The organism is Roseomonas chloroacetimidivorans, from assembly GCF_049629625.1.
GTDB classification, from domain to species: Bacteria; Pseudomonadota; Alphaproteobacteria; order Acetobacterales; family Acetobacteraceae; genus Roseomonas; species Roseomonas chloroacetimidivorans.
The window spans coordinates 51,313-72,094 of the sequence record NZ_JBNBZS010000014.1; the positions used below are offsets into that span (position 1 = coordinate 51,313).

Here is a 20,782-nt window from a genome sequence, read left to right on the forward strand (position 1 = left end):
GGGGGATATGGTCATGCCAGGGGGTGAGGTGGAAGGCGGCTCCGTCGGCCGCGTGCGGATGGCGCTGCGCGACGCCGGCCATCCCGACGACATCCGCGAATTCCCGGAAGGCACGCGCAGCGCCGCCGATGCCGCCCGTGCCGTGGGCTGCACCGTCGGCCAGATCGCCAAATCCGTGATCTTCAAGGGCACCGCCCCCGACGGAGCCGAACGTCCCGTGCTGGTGGTCGCCAGCGGCGCCCATAATGTCGATCCCGCCAAGGTCGGTGCCCGAACCGGCCTCTCCATCTCCCGCGCCGACGGCGCCTGGGTCCGGCAGGTCACCGGCTTCGCCATCGGCGGCGTTGCCCCCCTGGGTCACACGACCCCACCCCTGGTCCTGGTGGACGAGGCCCTCTTTACTCACGACACGGTCTGGGCCGCAGCGGGCAGCCCGCGCCATGTCTTCGCTTCCACGCCCGAGGCGCTGTTGCGGCTCAGCGGCGGCGCACGGGCCGATGTCGCGGCTGCCTGAGGCAATGCGCGAGAGCGATAACTCCCTCCCGCCCCGCGGTGTAGCCAAGGCACCACAACCGGCGCAGGAAGAGGAACCGGCCGACGGCCCACCCGGAGTGTAACGTCCCTGTCCGCCTCCCCCTCCCCTCTTCCCCCTGCCGGTTCCGCGCCGGACGGCCTTCCCCTGCCCCGTCGCCATTGGGCGACCGTCGCGGTCGCGCTCGGCATCATGATGGCGGTGATCGACGGCACCATCGCCAATGCGGCGCTGCCCACCATTGCGCGGGCTCTGAACACCACGCCCGCGACGGCCATCTGGGCCACCAATGCCTATCAGCTGGCCGTCACCGTTTCCCTGCTGCCCCTTGCGGCGCTGGGAGAGATCCTGGGGTATCGGCGCGTCTATCTCAGCGGGCTCGTGCTTTTCACCCTCGCCTCGCTCGGCTGCGCCATGGCCACGACCTTCGATGGGCTGGTGCTGGGGCGCGCCATCCAGGGATTCGGTGCGGCGGGGCTGATGAGCGTGAACTCCGCCGTGATCCGCTTCATTCAGCCGCGCGCCGGGCTGGCGCGGGGGCTTGGCCTCAACGCGATGGTTGTTTCCACCGCCGCGGCGGCGGGGCCGACGGTGGCGGGGCTGATCCTGGGCGTGGCGGACTGGCCCTGGATCTTCGCGGTGAACGTGCCGTTCGGCATCCTCGCCTTCGCGCTGGGATGGAAGAACCTGCCCGAGAGCCCACGCGGCACGCAGCGTTTCGACGTCCTCAGCGCCATCCTCTCCGCCGCCACCTTCGGGCTGCTGATCTTGGGGCTCGACGCCCTCGCCCATGGTGGGGAAGCCTGGTCGGCGCTGCCGCAGGTGGCGGGCGGGCTGCTGGCGGGGGTCTGGCTGGTGCGGCGGCAGGTGGGGGTGGCGAAGCCCTTGCTGCCGGTGGACCTGCTGCGGATCCCGGTTTTCTCGCTCTCGATCGGCACCTCGCTCTGCAGCTTCATGGCGCAGGCGCTCGCCTTCGCCTCATTGCCCTTCCTGCTGCAGAACGGCTTCGGCTTCTCCGTTTTCGAGTCCGGGTTGCTGACGACGCCCTGGTTCCTCGCGACGGCGGTTTGCGCGCCACTCTCCGGGCGGTTGATGGACCGCATCCCGGCCGGCCTCCTGGGCGGGGTGGGGCTGATGGTGATGGCCCTGGGGCTCGGCTTGCTGGCCGCACTGCCGCCCTCTCCGCATGCGCTGGACATCGCGTGGCGCATGGTGCTCTGCGGCGCCGGCTTCGGACTGTTCCAGACGCCCAACAACCGCACCATGGTCGGCGCGGCACCGCGGGAGCGCGCTGGCGGAGCAAGCGGAATGCTGGCCACGGCACGGCTGGTCGGCCAGACCACCGGCGCCGCCCTGGTCGGGCTGGTGCTGGGCTGGATGCCCGGCATGCCGGTGGGCGGACCCACGCTGGCATTGACCATCGGCTGCGGCATGGCAGCGATGGGCGCTGTGGTGAGCATGCTGCGGCTGCGCGTGCAAAGCTGACCGGCGGCGCGCCGCGCATTCCCGCCGCGCGCCACCTCGCCAAGAGCGCCGCGCCGGGCAACACTGCGCGCAGCAAGGGAGTCTCCCATGGCCGATCCGCATTTCGTTCCTGCCAGCCCGCAGACCACGCGCATCGGCGTCTTTGATGCCACCTTCCCGCCGGTCGCGAGCATCGCGGCGGGGGAGCGCGTGACTCTCGAATGCGTCTCCGGACTGGGCGATGCGGTGCCGGGGCCGGAGAGTGGGCTGACGGTGCCGGAGGCGCTGCGCGCGATTGCGGCGGCGAACACGGCAGGTGCCTCGGGGCACATCATCACCGGACCGGTGGAGGTGCGCGGCGCGGAGCCGGGCGATGCGCTGCGGGTGGAGATCGAGAAGATCGAGCTGGGCGCGGATTGGGGGTTCTGCGGCTTCCGCCCGCTGGTGGGAACACTGCCCGAGGACTTCCCCTATCGCCGCATGCTGCACATTCCCGTCGACCAGAAGGCGAAGATCGGCACCCTGCCGATGGGCGGCGGGATCAAGCTTCCTCTGGCACCGTTCTTCGGCGTGATGGGCGTGGCGCCGCCCGAGGAATGGGGGCGCATCTCCACCAAGGAGCCGCGCGCGCATGGCGGCAACCTCGATAACAAGGAACTGGTCGAGGGGACGACGCTATGGCTGCCGGTGCATGTACCGGGTGCGCGCTTCTCCGCGGGTGACGGGCATGGCGTGCAGGGCGATGGAGAGGTTTGTATCAACGCATTGGAGACCTGCCTGACCGGCACATTCCGCCTGGATGTCGAGAAAGGCGGCGGCGCGCGTGACCCGATCCTGCGCTTCCCGCGCGCGGAGACGCCGACTCACTTCATCACCATGGGGATGAATGAGGATCTGGACCTGGCGATGAAGCAGGCGCTGCGGGAAATGATCGGCTTTATTGCGTCGCGTACCAACCTATCAACGGCCGATGCGTATCAGTTCTGCTCGCTCGCGGTGGATTTCCGCGTGACTCAAACCGTGAACGGCGAGAAAGGTGTGCACGGAATGTTGAGAAAGGGCTTGCTCTTCTGACGGCGTGTGAAGTGCAGCGACGAAGCGGCTGATCCGATTCACGCTGTGATTCCTGTCCACAGAATCGCCCACACTTCCGTCCACAAGAATCCGTGCGCCGCATCTTGTGGGGCAGCAACCGCGTGACCTACCGTATCTTGTATCGTCGTTGACGGGGGTGGGCGCGATGGACTGGTCAGCGGAAGCGATCGAACAACTCAAGGCGCTCTGGGCGGAGGGACACTCCACCGCGGAGATCGGACGCCGCATGGGAATCTCGAAGAATGCGGTGGTGGGCAAGGCGCATCGCCTGCATCTGCCGGCGCGCCCAAGCCCGATCCAACGCGAGCAGGCGGCCGCTGCCGCTGATGCCGGCGTTCTCGCCGCGCCGCGCCCTGCTGTTGCGGCCGCGCCGGTAAGTGCGCCCGCACCGCGCCCCGCAGCGCCGGTTGCGCCGCGCGCGCCGGCGCCTGCGATGCGCGCTGCGCCGCCGCCCGCGGTGGTGCGCCCCTTCCAGCGCACCAATGCGCGCAGCTGCTGCTGGCCTATCGGGGAGCCGGGCACGCCGGAGTTCCGCTTCTGCACCTCCGAGGCGTTCGGCGGTAAGCCGTATTGCCTGGAGCACGCCTCGATCGCCTATGTGAAGGCGCGCGATCGGCGCGAAGACGCGGCCTGATCGGCTTCCGCCCGATCGTTCAGGGGGAGCGATCGGGCGGAGGCATGTAGGCCGACGTGTCAGCCGGGCGGGATCGCTTCCGCCCGGCGCGACACCGCAGCGCCGAGCACGGCGCCCGCCAGGAGCACCGCAGCCGCGATCAGGAATGCGGTGCCGATGAAGGGGATGGTGGCATCCTCCCCGACCGACAGCGCGTAAATTCCGCCGAAGAAGAGCGGCGAGGCGATGCCGGCGATGCTCGACACGCTCATCGTCGCACCCTGCAGCTGGCCCTGCTCGCGCTCCGACACGCGACGCGTCATGAGCGCCTGCAGTGTCGGCATGGCGAGACCCCAGAGCGAATTGGGCAGCATCGCCAGCACGAAGAGCCAGCCAGTGGGCGCGAGGCCCATCCAGCCAATACCGATCGCGCCACCCACCAGCCCGATCACCATGGTGCGCCGATCGCCGAAGCGCGCGGTGACGCGGCCGACAACAAGGCCCTGGATCACTGCGTCCAGCGCGCCGACGGCGGAGAGCAGGACGCCAACGGCCCATGGCGACCAGCCATAGCGCTCGCCGGCATAAAGGACCCAGACGGCCGAGAAGACGTGGTGGGCGAAGTGCAGCAGGAAGGTGACGCCGGCCAGTCCCGTCAGCTCCCGGTCGCGGCCGAGCAGGCGGAAGGCGCCGAAGGGATTGGCGCGCGACCAGGCGAAGGCCATGCGCCGGTCGCGCGGCAGAGATTCCGGCAGCACGAGCCAGCCATAGAGAAAGGCCAGGGCGCTGAGCACACCCGCCGCCCAGAAGGGCGCGCGGGGCGAGATTTCGCCCAGCACGCCGCCGAGCAGCGGGCCGGCGACGAAGCCGGCCGAGAAGGCGGCACCGATCAAGCCATAGGCCTTCGCGCGCTCCTCGGGCGCGGTGATGTCGGCCATATAGGCATAAACTGTGGTGAAGCTGGCCGAGGTGATGCCCGCGAGGATGCGCCCGAGCGCGAGCCACCACAGGTTCGGTGCCAGCGCCATCAGCACATAGTCGATCGCGAGGCCGGCGGCGGAAAGCAGCAGCACGGGGCGGCGTCCGTATCGATCCGACAGGGAGCCGATGACGGGCGAGGCCAGGAACTGCATTCCCGCCCAGAGCGCGACGAAGGCGCCGTTGATGATGCCCGCGCGGGCATTGGAGCCGGCGAATTCCTCGATGAGCTTCGGCAGGATGGGGATGACGATTCCCATCGCGACGATGTCAAGGACGGCGGAGACGAGGATGAAAACAAGCGCGGCCCTGCGGCCGGCAGAAGACAGAAACGGCATGGGGCAATGATCCTGGGCCGGGATTGCGGCCCGATGGCGGGAGCGTGACTCACGGGTGGCGGGTGCTGGGACCGACCCCGCCCGTGGGCAGGACGGTCAGAGAGTGACCGTGGGCTCCGACATGGATCTCTCCGTCTCGCGTAACGAATGGTGTTGCGCAGGGCGCGCGTGATAGGCGGGGTGTCTGCGGGAAGTCAATTGTCATGAAGCGGGTGCGTTTCCCCTGACGGAAATTCAGGCGAAAATGGTGACCCGCTTATTCCCGCCCGCCGATCAGACGACGCCGCAGCTTGCCGCCGATCCAGTCGATGATGGCCACGGTGACGACCATCAGCAGGATGATGAAGGCCACCTCGTCCCAGTGACGGACCTTGATGCGCTCGGCGATCTGCAACCCGATGCCGCCCGCGCCGACGACGCCGAGGATGGAGGCGGAGCGGGTATTGCTCTCGAAGAAGTAGAGGGCCTGGGCGAGCATGACTGGCAGGACCTGCGGAAGGATGCCGAAGCGGATGGCCATCAGGCGGGAGCCGCCCGCGGCGGTGACGCCCTCGGCCTGGCGGGCCTCAGCATTCTCGATCGCCTCGGCATAGAGCTTGGAGAGGGTGGCGAGATCGGAGACGAAAAGGGCGAGCACGCCGGCGAGGGGACCGAGGCCGACGGCGCGCACGAAGGCCAGGGCCCAGATGAGCTGGTCCACGCCGCGCACGCCGTCGAAGACGCGGCGGAGGGAGAAGCGCAGCAGGGTTGTGGTGACGATGTTGCGGGCGCCGAGGAAGCCGAGCGGGATGGCGCAGACGGCGGCGAGGGTGGTGCCGAGGAAGGCCATGGCGACGCTTTCGGCGATGCCCTTCACGATGTCCTGCCATAGCTCTCCCGGCGAGGGCGGGATCATCAGGCGGATGATGGTGAAGAGGCCGGAGAGGCCGTTCCAGAGGCGGGCGGGCGTGATGTCAAAGAGCCAGAGCGCCCAGATCAGCCAGGCCAGGAACAGCGTGCCGCCCGCGATGCGAAAGGCGCGCTGGCGCGGGGAGAGGGCGAAGGCGGCGGGCAGCGCAGCCTTCCAGCGCGCGACGTCAGGATGCGGGCGCGCTTCGCTCATGCCCGGGAATCTCCGGACAGGCGGCGGCGGAGGGCGTCGGAGGTCAGGTCGATCATCGCGACCACGATCACGATGAGGACGATGATGGCGGAAATCTCCTCGTAGTAGTTCTGGGAGATGACGAGGTAGAGTTCCTGCCCGATGCCACCGGCGCCGACGAAGCCAATGACGCTGGCCCCGCGGACATTGATCTCGAAGCGCAGCAGCAAATAGCTGACCATATTGGGCGCGACCTGCGGCAGCATGGCGAAGCGGCAGGCCTGGGCCCAGGTGCCGCCGGCGGCGCGCACGGCATCCCAGGGGCGCATGTCCGCGTTCTCGATCGCTTCGGCGAAGAGCTTGCCGAGGGCGCCGGTGGTGTGGGCGGCGATGGCGATGATGCCGGCCAGCGGGCCGACACCGAAAGCCCAGACGAGGATCAGGGCGTAGACGATTTCCGGCACGGTCCGCAGCGCTTCCAGGCCACGGCGGGCGAGGGTGTAGGACCAGGTGCTGGGCGTGGTGTTGCGCGCGGCCGGGAAGGAGAGCAGCAGGGCGAGGAGGCCGCCGGCCAACGTGGCGAGCGCGGCCATGTTGGCGGTTTCCAGCAGCAGCAGCGCCCATTTGTCGAGGCGGTAGAACCAGAAGGCGAGGCTGCCTTCCGTCTCCCACCCGCCGAAGAGCGTGGCCCAGCGGAGTTCGGGAAGGAGACGCAGGAAATAGTCGCCCGCGCGTGGCAGGCCGGCGGCGAGGGCGGCGGGGTGGAACTCGCTCATCCAGGCGCTGGCGAGGAGCGCGGCGAGGAAGAAGGCGAGGCCCAGCAGAGCGCGCGCGCGCTTGGCGCGGCGGGCGGCCTGGAAGGCGGCCTCGCCACGGGTGACGGCGGGGGAGATGGTGGTGGCGCTCAGTTGCGTTTGCGGCGTTCCGCCGCCTCCTCGCGCCGCATGTCGATCAGGAGCTGGAAGGCGTCGTGGGACACCTCGCGATAGCCGGTGCCGCCGCCGCGCTCGATGGCGCGGTAGATGTCGGGATGGGCCTTGGGCAAGGCGAGATGGAAAAGGCGGATGTCCTCCTTAAAGGAGTCCGGGAGCGCCTTGCGGGCCATGAGCGGGCCGTAGATCACCGGCTCGGTCTGCCAGATGATGCGGAGGTCGCGCATGGTGATCATGCCCTTCTCCACCATGGTGTGCAGGTTCCCCCGGGAATAGCCGGCGTCACGGTCGCCCTGTCCGGAGGCCCAGGTGAAGGCGGCGTCGTATTGCTTCTGCAGGACGGCGATCACGGCCTGCTCGTGGCCGCCGGCGAAGCCGGTGCGGGAGAAATAGGTGTTGGGGTCGATGCCTGCGCGGCGCAGCGCGAAGCGGGGAATGAGATAGCCGGAGGCGGAGTTCGGGTCTGGCCAGGCGAGGGATTTGCCGCGCATGCCCTGGATGTCCGTGATGCCGGAATCCGCCCGCGCGACCATGACGCCGACATAGCTGATCGAGCCGTCCTCCTGTTCCGCCACCAGAAGCGGTTCCACGCCGCCATTCGTCTCCAGCCAGGCGGCGGCATAGACGGCGGGGCTGACGGCGGCGAGGTCGAGCTGGCCGGCGGCGAAGGCCTGCACCACCCCGGCATAGTCGCTGGCGGGGAAGAGGCGGACGGGGACGGCGAAGGTTTCCTCCAGCAGCTTGCGGTAGCCCTCGTAGCGGCCGAGGCGGTCGGCCTCGTTCTCGCCGCCGATCAGGCCGATGCGGATCTGCGGGACCTGCGCGGCCCAGGCGCGGCGGCCGGGCGCGGGGAACGCGATGCCGGAATCGGTGCTGCGGCGCTGCGCGTAGGCCGGGGAGGCAAGCAGCAATGCGAGGGCGGTGCGGCGCTTCATCGGAGATCTCTCAAGCGGCCGGCGTTGTGAGGAAAAAGGAGAGGGTCCGGGAGAGTTCTCTCTTCCAACCCTTTCTCAACGCCGCCGCCGGCGTTCAGCCGCCTCTTCCTCGCGCAGCTTCACCACCAGGGCGTAATCGGCATGTGTGACGGTGCGGAAGCCGGTGCCGCCGCCACGCTCGATGCCCTCATAGACGGCACGGTGGAACTTCGGCATGGCCAGGAAGAATTGGCGCATGTCCTCCTTGAAGGCTTCAGGCAGGTCCGCGCGGCAGGCGATAGGGCCGGCGGGGATGGGGTCGCTCTGCCAGATGACGCGGAGCTCGCGCATGTCGAGCATGCCCTTGTCCACCATCACCTTCAGGGCCCCGCGGGAGAAGCCGGCGGCGGGGTCGCCCTGGCCAGAGGCCCAGGTGCAGCCTGCATCGTATTGGCGGTGCAGGACGGCGACGACGGCCTGTTCGTGGCCGCCGGCGAAACCGGTGCGGGAGAAATAGGTGGCGGGTTCGATGCCGGCGGCGCGGAGGGCGGCGCGCGGGGCGAAGTAGCCGGAGGTGGAGGCGGGGTCGGCCCAGGCGAGCGACTTGCCGCGCATGCCCGCAAGGTCGGTAATGCCGGAATCGGCGCGCACCACCATGACGGAGACATAGCCGAGGGAGCCGTCATCGCCCTCGGCGGCGACCAGGGCCTCGATGGCGCCCTTCGTGTCGATCCAGGTGCCGGCGTAGTTGGCGGCGCCCATCTGCGCCATTTCGATCATGCCGGAGGCAAAGGCCTGGCCGACGCCGGCGAAGTCCGGGCTGGGATAGAGGCGGACGGGGAGCTTGAAGGTGTCCTCCAGCAACTGCCGATAGGGCTCGTTGCGGGCCAGGCGGTCCGTCTCGTTCTCTCCACCGGAGATGCCGATGCGGAGCACCGGGATGGCGTCGGCCCAGGGGCGGCGGCCGGGGGTGGGGAAGGCGATGCCGGGGTCGACGCTGCGGCGAGGCGTGGTCTGGGCCAGGGTGGAGGTGGCGAGGGGCGCGGAGGCTGCGGCGAGGAGAAGGGTACGGCGTGTCGGCATGAAAAATCCGTTCAGGCGGGAACAGGGCCGGGGGCGCCTGGGGCTGCATGGGGGGTCTCGGCCTCCAGCGCCTCCTCCGGCACGCCGTAGATGGCGTGGACCTCGTCCGGCGTCAGGGCTTGGGGCGGGCCGTCGAAGACGATCCGGCCGGCCTGCATCGCGATGATGCGGTCGCTGTAGCGGCGGGCCGTATCGAGATGGTGCAGGTTGACCAGCACGGTCAGGCCGTCGCGCCGGTTCACATCGCGCAGCGCCTCCATGACCACGCGGGCGTTGCGCGGGTCGAGCGAGGCGATGGGTTCGTCGGCAAGGAGAAGGCGGGGCTCCTGCAGCATGGCGCGGGCAATGGCGACGCGCTGCTGCTGGCCGCCGGAGAGGGTGTCGGCGCGCTGCAGGGCCTGTTCGGCCAGGTCAAAGCGATCCAGCGCGTCGAGCGCCATGGCGCGCTCCTCCGGCGTGAAGCGGAGGAAGAGGGAGCTGAGGGTGCCCAAAACACCCGGGCGGTGGTTCAGGCGGCCGACCAGGACATTTGTCAGCACATCCAGCCGCTGCACGAGGTTGAAACCCTGGAAGATCATGGCGCAGCGCGTGCGCCAGTCACGCAGCGCCTTGCCGCGCAGGGCGGTGACATCCGTGCCGTCATGCAGGATGCGGCCGGAGCTCGGCTCTGTCAGACGGTTGATCATCCGCAGCAGGGTGGACTTGCCGGCGCCGGAGCGGCCGATGATCCCCACCATCTGCCCGGCCGGGATGGAGAGGGTGACGCCATCCACGGCGGCGCGGGCACCGAAGCGCCGGGTGAGGTTCTGGATCTCGAGCATCGGGAATCCCGGGCCGTGGAAGGGGCAGCATAGCGCAAACGCCACACCGGCATGATCCCCGGGGGCCGGGACTGATGCACGACTCCCCTGCGGAGGAGAAGCAACGTAAGTTGAATCGATCGCCATGCCGGATTTTCAAACCAACCCGCTTTCCCGTACCCGGACCAGGGCGCGCGCCGCATGCGGCCTCGCCGCGCTTCTGCTTGCCGCCGGGCCAATCGCGGCAAGCAGCCAGCCCGCCGGCGCGCCGCAAGGGCTGGCTCTGGTGATCGGAACCAGCACTTATACGTCCCAGCCTGCGGTGCCGGCCTGCCGCGGGGCGGCCGAGGCCGTCGCCGGCGCCCTGCGCGGCCTGGGCTTCAAGGTGACGGAACGCCAGGACCCGACACGGGGCGAGTTCGACGCCACCCTGGCGGGTTTCGGCCGTACCCGGGCCGCGGCGCCCGAGGCACCGGCCGTGGTCTATGTCTGCGGCCTGGCGACGGAGTGGAACAACCGGGCTTTCCTGGTGCCCAGCACAGCCGTTCTGGCACGCGATACGGACGCGCTCACCCAAGGTATCCTGGCGCGCAACGCGGCGGATTCGGCCGCACGGGGTGCGACCGGGCCCAGCCTGGTGCTGCTGGACCTGACAGCCCGGCCTGGCGGGCCGGCGCTGAGTCCGGCCGGCTTCGCCGCCGCGGCTGAGAGCGCGACGGCGGCGCGGGCGGCCCTGGTTGCCGCTTCCGGCACGGCCGCCAACCTGCCGGTCACGCCCATGGCGGCTGCCCTGCGAGCCGAACTGGCCGGGCCTGTGGTGGAGCTGGCGTCCCTGGTCAGCGCGCTGCGCGCCCGGCTGCCGGAATCCGCCCGGCTGGCCGTGGTGGCGCCGGACGGGCCACGGCATCTGGCGGGAGGGCCGCCGCCCGTGGTGGCCGCGCCCCCTGCCCCGCCCGCTGCCGCTGCTGCGCCGCCCTCTGCATCGGGCGCCGCGCCCCCTGCGCCATCCTCGCCGGCCCTTGAGGAAGCAGGACTGATTGAGGTGCAGCGCCGGCGAATCCAGGCCAGCCTCGGGGTGCTCGGTCATTACAACGGGCGTGTGGACGGGCAGTTCGGGCCGGAGACCCGGGCAGCCATCCGGCGCTACCAGGCTTCGACGGGCGCCGATGTCAGCGGCCGCCTGACACCTTCCGAGATCGCCGCGCTGCTCGGCCATGCGCGCTAGCCCAAAGCAGAAGACCTGCCCCGGCGGGGTAGGGAAAGGGAGGCTCCGGTGAAGCTGCGCACCAAGTTCAACCTCGTCATGATCGGCACCTTCGCCGCCGGTCTTGGCATCGCCTCGGTGGTCTTCCACCAGATTGCGGTGGAGGAGGCGCGGCGCGGCACCTTCAACGAGGCGCTGATGATCATGCGCAATGCCAGCGCGGTGCGCGGCTATACCTCCACGGAGCTGAGCCCGCTGCTGGCGGACCAGATGGCGGTGCGCTTCATGCCGCATACCGTGCCGTCCTTCGCGGCGCAGACGGTATTCCGGGGCCTGCGCGGCGACTATCCGGATTATGCCTATAAGGAAGCCGCGCTGAACCCGACCAACCCCGCGGACCGCGCGACCGACTGGGAAACCGACATCATCAACGCCTTCAAGCGGGATGAGAAGCTGACGGAGCTGGTGGGACAGCGCGACACCGTTTCCGGCCCGGTGCTGACCTTTGCCAAGCCGTTCCGGATCACCGACCAGGCCTGCCTGACCTGCCATTCCACCCCGGCCAATGCGCCGCGCACGATGGTGGACCTGTACGGGCCGTCCAACGGCTTCGGCTGGCAGATGAATGACGTGATCGGGGCGCAGATCGTCTCGGTGCCGCTGAAGGTCGCGCTGGACCGGGCGAATGCCTCGCTGAGGACCTTCCTGATCAGCCTTTCCGGCGTGTTCCTGTTTATGCTGGTCGCGCTCAACATCATGCTGCACATGATGATCGTGCGGCCGGTCCGGCGCATCGCGATGCTGGCGAAGGCGGTTTCGGAGGGTGAGGAGAACGTGCCGGAATACCAGCCGCCGGGGAATGACGAGATCTCCTCCCTGGCGCGATCCTTCAACCTGATGCGCCGCAGCCTGGACAACGCCATGCGGATGCTCGGAACGCCGTGACGCCGTCTTGAGCGAGTCCGGAACCCCGCCGCGCCAGATCGGCCGCTACCTCGTCGAGGGCGAGGTGGGGCGTGGCGCGATGGGGCTGATCTTCAAGGCGCGCGACCCCGTCATCGGCCGGGTGGTCGCGATCAAGCTTGTCTCGACCGAGCTGCTGGATTCGGCGGAGCGCGCGGATTTCCTGCGGCGCTTCGAGCATGAGGTGCAGGCGGCGGGGCGGTGCAGCCATCCGAACATCGTCGCCGTGCATGACTATGCGCTGCACGAAGGCCACCCCTTCCTTGTGATGGAGTTCGTGGAGGGGACGAGCCTGAAGGAGGCGCTGCGGGGTGGGCTGCGGCCGAGCATCCCGGAAGCGGTGGTGCTTGTGCAGACCGTTCTGGCCGCGCTGGCCTGCGCCCATGCGAATGGCGTGGTGCACCGGGATATCAAGCCGGCCAACATCCTGCTGGCCCGCACAGGGGCGACCAAGGTAGCGGATTTCGGCATCTCGCGGATCGAGGGCTCGGATGTCACGCAGGTCGGCGAAGTCGTGGGAACGCCGAACTACATGTCTCCCGAGCAGTGCCTGGGCGAGCAGGTGGATGCGCGCGCGGACCTGTTCTCCACGGGTGCGCTGCTGTTTGAGCTGCTGGCGGGGCGTCGCGCCTTCGAGGGGCGCAGCCAGATCGAGGTGACGCGCAAGATCCTGGACGCGCCACGCCCTACCCTGCCCGATGCCGTGCTGGCCGAGGTGCCGGGGCTGGCTGCCGTGATCGCGCGCAGCCTGGCACGGGACCGGGAGGACCGCTTCCCGAGCGCCGAAGCGATGGCCGAGGCGCTGCGTGATGCACTGCAGGCGGCGCAGGAGGACGGGACCGTGCTGGCGCCACGCGCGGTGGTCGCGCCGGCCAGCTTCGCGCCAGTTTTCGACGAGGCGATACTGAACCGGCTTGCCCGCCGGCTTACCCCCTATGTCGGGCCGATCGCGCCACGGCTGGTGGCGAGCGCGGCGCGGGGGGCCGGCAATCTTGAGGCGCTCTGCGACAGCCTGGCGCGCAATATCGGCGAGGAGACGGAGCGGCAGCGCTTCCGGCAGGAGGCGCTGCGCGAGACGGGGGCCGGGTCCACGGCGGGCTCCATGGCGGCGGGATCGGCCAGCGGCGCCGCGCCGCCGCCCGCGAGTCTGCCACCCGAAGCCCTGGCCACGGCGACAGCCGCGCTGCTGCCGCATCTGGGGCCGATCAGCCGCGTGATGGTGCAGCGGGAGGCGGCCTCGGCGCCGAGCGTGGAGGAGTTGTGGAACCGGCTGGCGGAGCGGATCGCGGATCCGGCGGAGCGGGCGGTTTTCCTGCGGAAGCGGGGGTGAGCGGCCCCGGGAGGCGCCGCGGGCTTAACGCAGGCCGCGAGGGGCGCTGGCCGTCGCCGAGGTCCAAGACCTTCGGCGGAATCCATCTCAACCGCGAACAGATGATGGGGTTCGGGGAGCATCATGCTCCCCGGCGAAGGGTCCAGGGAGGCCGCGCCTTCCTGGGGCAACCACCTGAACAGTTCAGCGGCTGCTACAGCCCCGCGATCACCGCCTCTGTCACCCGGGCTGCCTGGGTCTCGTCCAGATAGGGGTGCATGGGCAGGGCCAGGATGCGCTTGCAGAGGCTTTCGCTGACCGGCAGCGGTGGGGCCTGGCCGATGGCGGCGGCATGGGCGGCGCGATAGGCCGGCTGGTGGTGGAGGGGAAGCGGGTAATAGACGGCGGTGGGGACGCCGCGCGCCTTGCAGGCATCCTGCACGCGGCTCCGCTGGGCCTCGTCCTCCAGCAGGATGGAGTAGAGGCCATAGGCGCTCTCGGCGCCCTCGGGCCTGGCTGGAATCTGGACCTTGCCGGCGAGGGCAGCGTCGTACTGGGCGGCGATGCGGGCGCGGGCGGCCAGTTCCTGCTCCATCAGGGGAAGCTTGCAGAGGAGGATGGCGGCCTGGATCGTGTCCAGGCGGCCGTTCATGCCGGTGCGCATGACCTCATAGCGGGTCTTGCCTTCGCCATGGGTGCGGAGGGAGCGGTAGAGATCAGCCTTCTCGGCATCGTTGGTCAGCAGCGCGCCGCCATCGCCGTAACAGCCGAGGGTCTTGGTGGGGTAGAAGGACAGGGCGGCGGCACCGGCCCAGTTGCCGAGGCGCTTGCCGTTCAACGCGCCGCCGAAGGCCTGGGCGGCGTCGTCCAGAGCGAACATGCCCTCTTCCGCGCAGATGGCCTCGATGGCTGGCCAATCGGCGGGCAGGCCGAACAGGTCCACGCCGACCACGGCGCGGGGACGCAGCTTGCCCTCGGCCTTCACCAGGGCGAGGCGGCGGCGCAGGTCCTCCACATCCAGATTGAAGGTCTTCGGATCGACATCCACGAAGACGGGGGTGGCGCCAAGGACCAGGGGAACCTCGGCAGTGGCGGTGTAGGTGAAGGCGGGGAGGAAGACGGCGTCACCACGGCCGATGCCCTCGGCCATCATGGCGATCTGGAGGGCGTCGGTGCCGGAGGAGACGCTGACGCATTGGCCGACCCCGGCGAAGGCAGCCAGGGCCTCTTCCAGCTCCTCCACCTCCGGGCCCTGCACGAACCGGCCGGAATCGAGCACGGCGGCGATACGTCGGTCGATCTCGGGCCGGATCAGCGCCTGCTGGGCGCGGACATCGAACAGGCCGATGGGGGGGAGCGTGGAAGCATCTTGCGGCATGGGGCGCCCCTTAGCCCAAAGCGGCTGGGCACCGAAATCAAGGATGGTATCGGCTGGTAACGCGGCTCGGCTTAACTCCTGGCAGGCCGCCGCATCACCCAGGACAGCGCCAGGCCCAGCGCCAGCATGACCGCCGCGCAAACCACCAGGGCAATGCCCGGCCCGAGCAGGGTGAAGAGCACCCCGAACAGGGCGGGCCCCAGCGATTGCCCGATGAAAAAGGAGAATGCGTGCAGTGACACGGCGGAGCCACGGGCCTTGGGATAGACCTCGGTCACCCGGTTCTGCAGCGAGTTGTGCGTGGTGAAGTAGCCGAGGCCGATGATGAACATGCCCGCGACGACGGGCGCGACGCCCAGCGCCACATCGCCTTTCCCGGCCTGCCAGCCCGTCCAGGCGATAAGGAGGAAGCCCAGCGCCGCCAGCCCCCCCGCCAGGCGCTGCATGGCGGGCAGACCAAGGCGCGACAGCAGGAAGGCGGAGATCGTCGCATAGGCCACCCCCGCCGCGCCGAAGGCGCCGATCGCCAGCCCGGCCTGCACCGGCCCGCCCAGACGCCATTGCTCAATAGTGGCGGCGAGGAAGGGCAGGAAACCAAAGACGAACAGGCCTTCCACCGCGACCGCACCGAAGAGATAGCGGGCCATGGGAATACGCAGGATCTCGCCGTAGCGGCGCGCAGCCGTGGCGATGTCCAGACGGCCGGTGGGCGGTTCGGGCTCGCGCCGGAGATCCCACCACAGGACCAGGGCCATGGCGAAGACGGCGAGCGCCCCGGTGCCGATGATGCCACGCCAGTCCAGAATTCCGTGGACCAGTCCGGAGTAGAGGCCGCCGCCGATCTGGCCGGTGATGCTCAGGGCCAGCAATCGGCTCAGGGCCACTTGGCGCTGGGCCGCCGGAACGCGGTCCCCGAAGGTGGCGATGACCAGGGGGTAGATGCCGCCGGCCGCAGCCCCCGCGACGGCGCGAAAGATGAAGAGCAGGCCGAGGTTGGAGGCCAGGGCGCAGGCCACCAGGGCCAGGCCGGTGATCGCGGTGGCTACGGCGATGACCCGCCGCTTGCCCAGGGCATCGCCCACTGGCCCGAGGACGGGCTGGATCAGTGCGTAGGGCAGCGCAAAGGCCGAGGCGAGGAGGGCGATCCGGTCCACCGAAACCGCGAAGTCGCGGGCGATTTCCGGCAGGATCGGGTCCAGGCTGCGGGCGGCCAGATTGGTGGTGAGGGCTGTCAGGCCATAGAGGAGGATCAGCCGACGGGTTCGGGCGGCCTGTTCATTTGGCGTTTCGGACATGCGGCGCCATGGTGGAGTGCAGGCCGAATGGACGCCAGTCCTGGCCGCGCGGAGCTGGGATGCGGCTCAACACCGGGCGGATCGCGGTGACGGGCCTGGCCCCCCTGGACCGGACCTATGGACGGGGCATGGATGAGCGGAATCGGCGAGTTGCTGACCACCGGCTATGAGGGCGCGACGCAGGATGCGGTGCTCGCGCGGCTTCAGGGCGCGGGCGTTCAGCTGCTGATCGATGTGCGGGCGATCCCGCAGTCCCGCAAGCCCGGTTTTTCCAAGCGGCTGCTGGGCGCCTCATTGGAGGCGGCGGGAATCGGTTACCTCCATTTGCGGGATCTCGGGACACCGAAGCCGGGGCGGGAAGCGGCGCGGGCGGGGGATGCGGCGGGACTGGACCGCATCTTCCGGGCGCATATGGAAACAGCCCCGGCCCAGGCGGCGCTGACCGAGGCGATGGAGCGCGCCGGGCGCCAGCGGGCCTGCCTGCTGTGCTTCGAGGCGGATCACCGCTTCTGCCACCGGCGCATCCTGGCGGAGATGATCTGCGAGCGGACCGGTCAGGCGGTGGTCCACCTCTGAAGGCGGCGTGGCTCAGCCGGCTTGGGCCAGTTCCATCAGCGCGGCGGTGGTCGTCACCCAGCCGAAGAAGGTGCGGGTGTTGAACACGGCCGCATCATGGGCATAGCGGGGGCCGGCCTGCCAGCAGGCATCCTCGACCAGGACGGGCCAGAACTCCCGGTGGAAGGCCTCGCGCACCGTGCTTTCGACGCAGACATTGGTGGCGACGCCGCAGAAAAGGATGTCGCGGATGCCGCGGGCGCGCAGCATCATTTCGAGCTGCGTGCCGTTGAAGCCGCCATAGCGCGGCTTCTGGATGAGGATGTCGCCAGGGGCGCGCTGCATCTGGGGAACCAGGGCGTAGTCCCAGGTCCCTTTCGCCAGCATGGTGCCGGCGAGTTCCGGCTGTTCCCGCATCAGGCGGAGGGCGTTGGATTTCCAGTAATTGGGGGAGCCGGGGCCGCCGGCCTCGATGCCCTCGGGATCCCAGCCGTTCTGGAACCAGACGACGGGGATGCCGAGCATCCGGGCGGCCGCGACGACCTGCGTGACCTTGCCGATGACGGATTGCGCGCCGGAAAGGTCGAAGCCGGCCTTGTCGAGATAGCCTTCCTCCGAGGCATAGGCGTTCTGCATGTCCACCACGATCAGGGCGGTGCGGGACGGCAGGAGCGGAAAGGCCTCGGGCTCCGCGGGAAGGAGGCGGTCACCCGCGACACGGGGAAGTTCCTGGGGGGTGCGATCGGTCATCGGGCGGAAGCAGGACCTTCAGGAGGAAAACGGCGTCATGCTGCGCCGCGGGATGGGCGGCGTCCAGTCGGGGCGACCTCACGCGCGATGCGTTGTGTTCCGAGAAAGCCGAACGACACGTCCGCCCGCCAAAACCTATCCGTGCAGGGTCGCATTCCATCGCGATAGCGCGAGAACGTGTCGCACGCCGCATACCGTGAATGCCTGCACCGCGCTTTCGCCGTCCATGGCGCTCGCGCTCACCTGTGAAGTGCCGCGGCCCGGGTCTATAGCCCGAGCCATGTCAAAGACGGGCGCGGATCGGCTGAATGCTTATCGCCCCCATCGCAGGAATCATGAAAAATTGGAAACCAGCGACATGTCGCGCGGCGAGAAGGTGAAAGCCATCTTCCGCGTTGCCTCGGGGAACTTCCTCGAGATGTATGATTTCATCGTCTACGGTTATTACGCTGCGGCCATCGGCCAGAATTTCTTCCCGAGCCACAACGAGTTCGCCTCCCTGATGGCTTCCTTCGCCACTTTCGGCGTGGGCTTCCTGATGCGTCCTCTCGGCGGCCTCATCCTTGGCGCCTATATCGACCGCCATGGCCGCCGTGCCGGGCTGATGCTGACATTGGCGCTGATGGGCCTCGGCACGCTAACGCTCGCTGTCACGCCGGGCTACGCGACGATCGGGGTGCTGGCGCCGGTCGTCGTGCTGCTCGGACGGCTGCTGCAGGGCTTCTCCGCCGGTGCCGAACTGGGCGGAGTCTCCGTGTACCTCGCGGAGATCGCGACGCCGGGGAACAAGGGCTTCTACGTTTCCTGGCAGTCGGGCAGCCAGCAGGTTGCCGTGATCTTCACCGCGCTGCTTGGCGTCGCGCTCGCGTCACGCTTCACACCGGAGCAGATGGCGGATTGGGGCTGGCGCCTCCCGCTGCTCATCGGCAGTTTCATCGTGCCCCTGCTCTTCTGGATCCGCCGCTCGCTCAGTGAGACCGAGGACTTCAAACGGCGCACCGAGCAACATCAGCGCCCATCGGTGGGCATGATCTTCCGTTCCCTGGCACAGAACTGGGGATTGGTGATCCTGGGGATGATGCTGGTGACGATGACCACCGTCTCCTTCTACCTCATCACCGCCTATACCCCGACCTATGGCAAGCAGGTGCTGCATCTGGCAGGCAATGATGCGCTGATCGTGACGCTCTGCGTGGGGATTTCCAACCTGATCTGGCTGCCGATTGGCGGCGTGATTTCGGATCGTATCGGGCGCTTCCCCGTGCTGGTGGGCTGCTGCGTACTCGCCCTGCTCACCGCCTATCCCGTTATCTCCTGGCTGGTGAGTGCGCCGTCCTTCACGCGGCTGCTGCTTGCGCTGCTGTGGTTGTCCTTCATCTACGGCATCTATAACGGCGCCATGGTCGTCTATCTGACGGAGATCATGCCCGTGGAAGTTCGCACCGCCGGCTTTTCCCTGGCCTATAGCCTGGCCACCGCGCTGTTCGGCGGCTTCACCCCGCTGATCTGCACCTGGCTGATCCATGTGACGGATAACCGCGCCGTTCCCGGTCTGTGGCTGTCCTTTGCCGCCCTGCTCGGCCTTGTCTCGACCCTTGCCGTGCGGCGCCGCGCCATCAGGGCAGAGCGGGCCGACGGCGTGCGCTTCGCGTAGGTTCAACTCCGGGCATGACTTGCGGGAGGGCACTGCCTCCGGCAAGCCTGCCCGGCCCCGGCGCCAGAGAAAGGCGCCGCGCCGATATCAGGCAGCCCGGCTGCGGTTCTTCGCGTCGTCGGAGATGAGACTGCCGCGGTAGAGAGCGGCGATCAGGTCGGACTGGGAGATGATGCCGGAGAGCCGCCGGTTGCTGTCGACGACCGGAACGTGCCGCAGGCCCGCATCGGCCATCAGCGGCACCAGTTCCGCGACATGCGTATTCTCAGCCACCGTGCGGATCGCGCGGGGCATGATCTGCCCGACGACCTCGGGCCGGTCGGCACGCACCGTGGTCAGCCGGCGAGCGAGGGACCGGAACCGCACCCCGAGCCCGTCATGAGGGTCGAGTTCCCGGCTCTTCATGAAATCCACGTCCGACACCATGCCGATCACGCGTCCTGCCGGATCGACCACGGGCAAAGCCCGGATGTCGTGCCGGCGCAGGAACTGCCAGGCCTTCGCGAGCGGCGTGTCGTGCTGCACGGAGATTACGTCCCGCGACATGATCTCCGCACAGGTGATCTCCCCGAAGCGGCGCCGGTAGGCATGCATCTCCGCCTGCTGCATCAGGTTCTCCAGGTCGTCTCGGCTGACATCGAGAACCTCGTTATATTGCCGTAGCACGGCATCGAGATCCTCCGCCTGCACACCAAGGCGACGTGTCGGAGTGAGGTCGGCGGTCTGATGCGGATTGCTATGGGCTGCCCGCTGGCGATGCGGATAGGGACGGCGGGTGGCGTTGTTGAAGACGATCGCCGCCAGCATGAGCACCACCGAGTCCAGCAGCACCGGCGAGAGGGCGAACTGATACCCGGCCGCGGTCACCGCCGGCCCGCCAAGCACCGTGGTCAGCGCGATCGCCCCGCCGGGTGGGTGAAGGCAGCGCAGGGCGAACATCACGCCGATCGCGAGAGCCGCGGCCAGCGGGGCGGCCAGCAGCGGGTCCGCGATCCACTGCGCGCAGGTCACGCCGATCAGGGCGGAGACGGTGTTGCCACCGATAATCGACCAGGGCTGCGCGAGGGGGCTGGCCGGCACCGCGAAAAGCAGGACCGCGGAGGCGCCCAGCGGCGCGATCAGCATCGGGGAGGTCGCCCCCTGGCCTGCCAGCTGGGCGCCTATCAGCCCGGTGACCAGGAGCCCGGCCAGGGCGCCACAGCAGCCGCGCAGCCGCTCCGCCATGCTGGCGCTCATCGGGGCCGGCAGAAAGGCCCCCAACCAATCACGGATCATACGATGGCGGCCTCGCTGGCGCCCATGCCCTGTTGCTCGCTTCCGGCCGGGCCAAGCCCGAGCCGCCCCGCCATGGCGTCCCGGTTCGGTCCGGTTAGCAGATCCGCCAGGGTCCGGCTGTCCAGCACGGCCATGAAGGCGGCCAGCGCCTCCCCCAGCAGAGACTGAAGCCGGCAGACATTGATCAGCGCGCAGCCGCCGCCCTCCGCCAAGGGTTGGAAGCAGGCGACCAGGGCCATGTCCTCCTCAGTGAAACGCACGACGTCGCCGATGCGGATTTCACCGGGCGGCCGGGCAAGACGCAGGCCGCCCCCCTTGCCCCTCGTGGTCTCGACGAAGCCACCACGGCCGAGCTGATGCACCACCTTCACCAGATGGTTTTCCGAGATGCGGTGTGCCGTCGCGATTTCCCGGATTGAGACGCGCCGGTCCGGCCGCAGGCCGAGATAGATCAAGGACCGCAGGGCGTAGTCCGTGTAGAGCGTCAGTCGCATCCATAAGATGTAGCATCTTTACACCTTTTCGCCAGACGCGCATAAGGTGCATCGTTCATATATCTTATGAGGCGA

The 20,782-nt window shown here is 69.0% G+C and carries 20 protein-coding genes; 9 read left to right on the forward strand and 11 right to left on the reverse strand.

Going from position 1 to position 20,782, the window contains the following annotated elements; translation table 11 throughout:
- Positions 1-13 precede the first annotated feature (13 nt).
- The 4 genes from ACO1BU_RS12730 (at position 14) to ACO1BU_RS12745 (ending at position 3,725) form a co-directional block, all read left to right on the forward strand.
- Positions 14-514 (forward strand): YbaK/EbsC family protein, encoded by a 501-nt coding sequence (locus ACO1BU_RS12730; RefSeq protein WP_424136325.1) that lies wholly within the window; start codon positions 14-16, stop codon positions 512-514.
- 210 nt (positions 515-724) lie between these two features.
- Positions 725-2,017 (forward strand): MFS transporter, encoded by a 1,293-nt coding sequence (locus ACO1BU_RS12735; RefSeq protein ID WP_424136326.1) that lies wholly within the window; start codon positions 725-727, stop codon positions 2,015-2,017.
- Positions 2,018-2,104: 87 nt separating this feature from the next.
- The gene (locus ACO1BU_RS12740) at positions 2,105-3,070 is read left to right on the forward strand and encodes an acetamidase/formamidase family protein (protein ID WP_424136327.1); all 966 of its coding nucleotides are present in this window, start codon (positions 2,105-2,107) and stop codon (positions 3,068-3,070) included.
- A gap of 166 nt (positions 3,071-3,236) precedes the next feature.
- Entirely contained in the window at positions 3,237-3,725 is a 489-nt protein-coding gene (locus ACO1BU_RS12745) for a GcrA family cell cycle regulator (RefSeq protein ID WP_424136328.1), read from the forward strand.
- Positions 3,726-3,784: 59 nt separating this feature from the next.
- On the opposite strand, the gene ACO1BU_RS12750 is transcribed toward ACO1BU_RS12745, so the two are convergent.
- The 6 genes from ACO1BU_RS12750 to phnC all read right to left on the reverse strand — a co-directional run bounded on the left by ACO1BU_RS12750 (position 3,785) and on the right by phnC (position 9,851).
- Positions 3,785-5,020 (reverse strand): TCR/Tet family MFS transporter, encoded by a 1,236-nt coding sequence (locus tag ACO1BU_RS12750; RefSeq protein ID WP_424136329.1) that lies wholly within the window; start codon positions 5,018-5,020, stop codon positions 3,785-3,787.
- 256 nt (positions 5,021-5,276) lie between these two features.
- Positions 5,277-6,122: a phosphonate ABC transporter, permease protein PhnE gene (phnE, locus tag ACO1BU_RS12755; RefSeq protein ID WP_424136330.1), complete on the reverse strand. Its 846-nt coding sequence runs from the start codon at positions 6,120-6,122 to the stop codon at positions 5,277-5,279.
- On the reverse strand, positions 6,119-7,009 hold the full coding sequence (phnE, locus tag ACO1BU_RS12760; protein ID WP_424136414.1) for a phosphonate ABC transporter, permease protein PhnE: 891 nt from the start codon (positions 7,007-7,009) through the stop codon (positions 6,119-6,121). The genes phnE (ACO1BU_RS12755) and phnE (ACO1BU_RS12760) overlap by 4 nt, the downstream gene beginning before the upstream one ends.
- Positions 7,006-7,968, reverse strand: coding sequence for a phosphate/phosphite/phosphonate ABC transporter substrate-binding protein (gene phnD / locus ACO1BU_RS12765; RefSeq protein WP_424136331.1), 963 nt, complete (start codon positions 7,966-7,968; stop codon positions 7,006-7,008). The genes phnE (ACO1BU_RS12760) and phnD (ACO1BU_RS12765) overlap by 4 nt, the downstream gene beginning before the upstream one ends.
- Before the next feature lie 75 nt (positions 7,969-8,043).
- Positions 8,044-9,030 carry a phosphate/phosphite/phosphonate ABC transporter substrate-binding protein gene (phnD, locus tag ACO1BU_RS12770; protein ID WP_424136332.1) on the reverse strand — a complete coding sequence of 329 codons (987 nt, stop codon included), beginning with the start codon at positions 9,028-9,030 and terminating at the stop codon, positions 8,044-8,046.
- Positions 9,031-9,041: 11 nt separating this feature from the next.
- The gene (gene phnC, locus ACO1BU_RS12775) at positions 9,042-9,851 is read right to left on the reverse strand and encodes a phosphonate ABC transporter ATP-binding protein (protein WP_424136333.1); all 810 of its coding nucleotides are present in this window, start codon (positions 9,849-9,851) and stop codon (positions 9,042-9,044) included.
- A gap of 124 nt (positions 9,852-9,975) precedes the next feature.
- On the opposite strand from phnC, the gene ACO1BU_RS12780 reads away from it, so the two are divergent.
- Genes ACO1BU_RS12780 through ACO1BU_RS12790 form a run of 3 tightly spaced genes read left to right on the forward strand, consistent with a single transcriptional unit; the run spans position 9,976 to position 13,327 of the window.
- Positions 9,976-11,055: a peptidoglycan-binding protein gene (locus tag ACO1BU_RS12780; RefSeq protein ID WP_424136334.1), complete on the forward strand. Its 1,080-nt coding sequence runs from the start codon at positions 9,976-9,978 to the stop codon at positions 11,053-11,055.
- Positions 11,056-11,103: 48 nt separating this feature from the next.
- Positions 11,104-11,979 carry a Tll0287-like domain-containing protein gene (locus ACO1BU_RS12785; RefSeq protein ID WP_424136335.1) on the forward strand — a complete coding sequence of 292 codons (876 nt, stop codon included), beginning with the start codon at positions 11,104-11,106 and terminating at the stop codon, positions 11,977-11,979.
- 7 nt (positions 11,980-11,986) lie between these two features.
- On the forward strand, positions 11,987-13,327 hold the full coding sequence (locus ACO1BU_RS12790) for a serine/threonine-protein kinase (RefSeq protein WP_424136336.1): 1,341 nt from the start codon (positions 11,987-11,989) through the stop codon (positions 13,325-13,327).
- A gap of 193 nt (positions 13,328-13,520) precedes the next feature.
- Here ACO1BU_RS12790 and ACO1BU_RS12795 read toward each other — a convergent pair whose 3' ends face one another.
- Both ACO1BU_RS12795 and ACO1BU_RS12800 read right to left on the reverse strand, forming a co-directional pair.
- A complete protein-coding gene (locus ACO1BU_RS12795) occupies positions 13,521-14,684 on the reverse strand; it encodes a DegT/DnrJ/EryC1/StrS family aminotransferase (RefSeq protein ID WP_424136337.1) in 1,164 nt (387 codons plus the stop codon).
- A 71-nt stretch (positions 14,685-14,755) separates the two neighbouring features.
- Positions 14,756-15,979, reverse strand: a complete 1,224-nt coding sequence (locus ACO1BU_RS12800) for an MFS transporter (protein ID WP_424136338.1) — start codon at positions 15,977-15,979, stop codon at positions 14,756-14,758.
- A 132-nt stretch (positions 15,980-16,111) separates the two neighbouring features.
- Here ACO1BU_RS12800 and ACO1BU_RS12805 point away from each other — a divergent pair, with 132 nt between their 5' ends.
- Positions 16,112-16,555, forward strand: coding sequence for a DUF488 domain-containing protein (locus tag ACO1BU_RS12805; protein ID WP_424136339.1), 444 nt, complete (start codon positions 16,112-16,114; stop codon positions 16,553-16,555).
- A 12-nt stretch (positions 16,556-16,567) separates the two neighbouring features.
- Here ACO1BU_RS12805 and ACO1BU_RS12810 read toward each other — a convergent pair whose 3' ends face one another.
- Entirely contained in the window at positions 16,568-17,284 is a 717-nt protein-coding gene (locus ACO1BU_RS12810; protein WP_424136340.1) for an isochorismatase family protein, read from the reverse strand.
- 37 nt (positions 17,285-17,321) lie between these two features.
- On the opposite strand from ACO1BU_RS12810, the gene tcuC reads away from it, so the two are divergent.
- Complete coding sequence (tcuC, locus tag ACO1BU_RS12815) at positions 17,322-18,938, forward strand: MFS transporter (RefSeq protein ID WP_424136341.1); 1,617 nt, start codon at positions 17,322-17,324, stop codon at positions 18,936-18,938.
- Between the two features lie 87 nt (positions 18,939-19,025).
- On the opposite strand, the gene ACO1BU_RS12820 is transcribed toward tcuC, so the two are convergent.
- Together ACO1BU_RS12820 and ACO1BU_RS12825 are read right to left on the reverse strand one after the other, a co-directional pair.
- Positions 19,026-20,174: an HPP family protein gene (locus ACO1BU_RS12820; RefSeq protein ID WP_424136342.1), complete on the reverse strand. Its 1,149-nt coding sequence runs from the start codon at positions 20,172-20,174 to the stop codon at positions 19,026-19,028.
- 35 nt (positions 20,175-20,209) lie between these two features.
- Entirely contained in the window at positions 20,210-20,707 is a 498-nt protein-coding gene (locus ACO1BU_RS12825; RefSeq protein WP_424136343.1) for an RrF2 family transcriptional regulator, read from the reverse strand.
- Positions 20,708-20,782 lie beyond the last annotated feature (75 nt).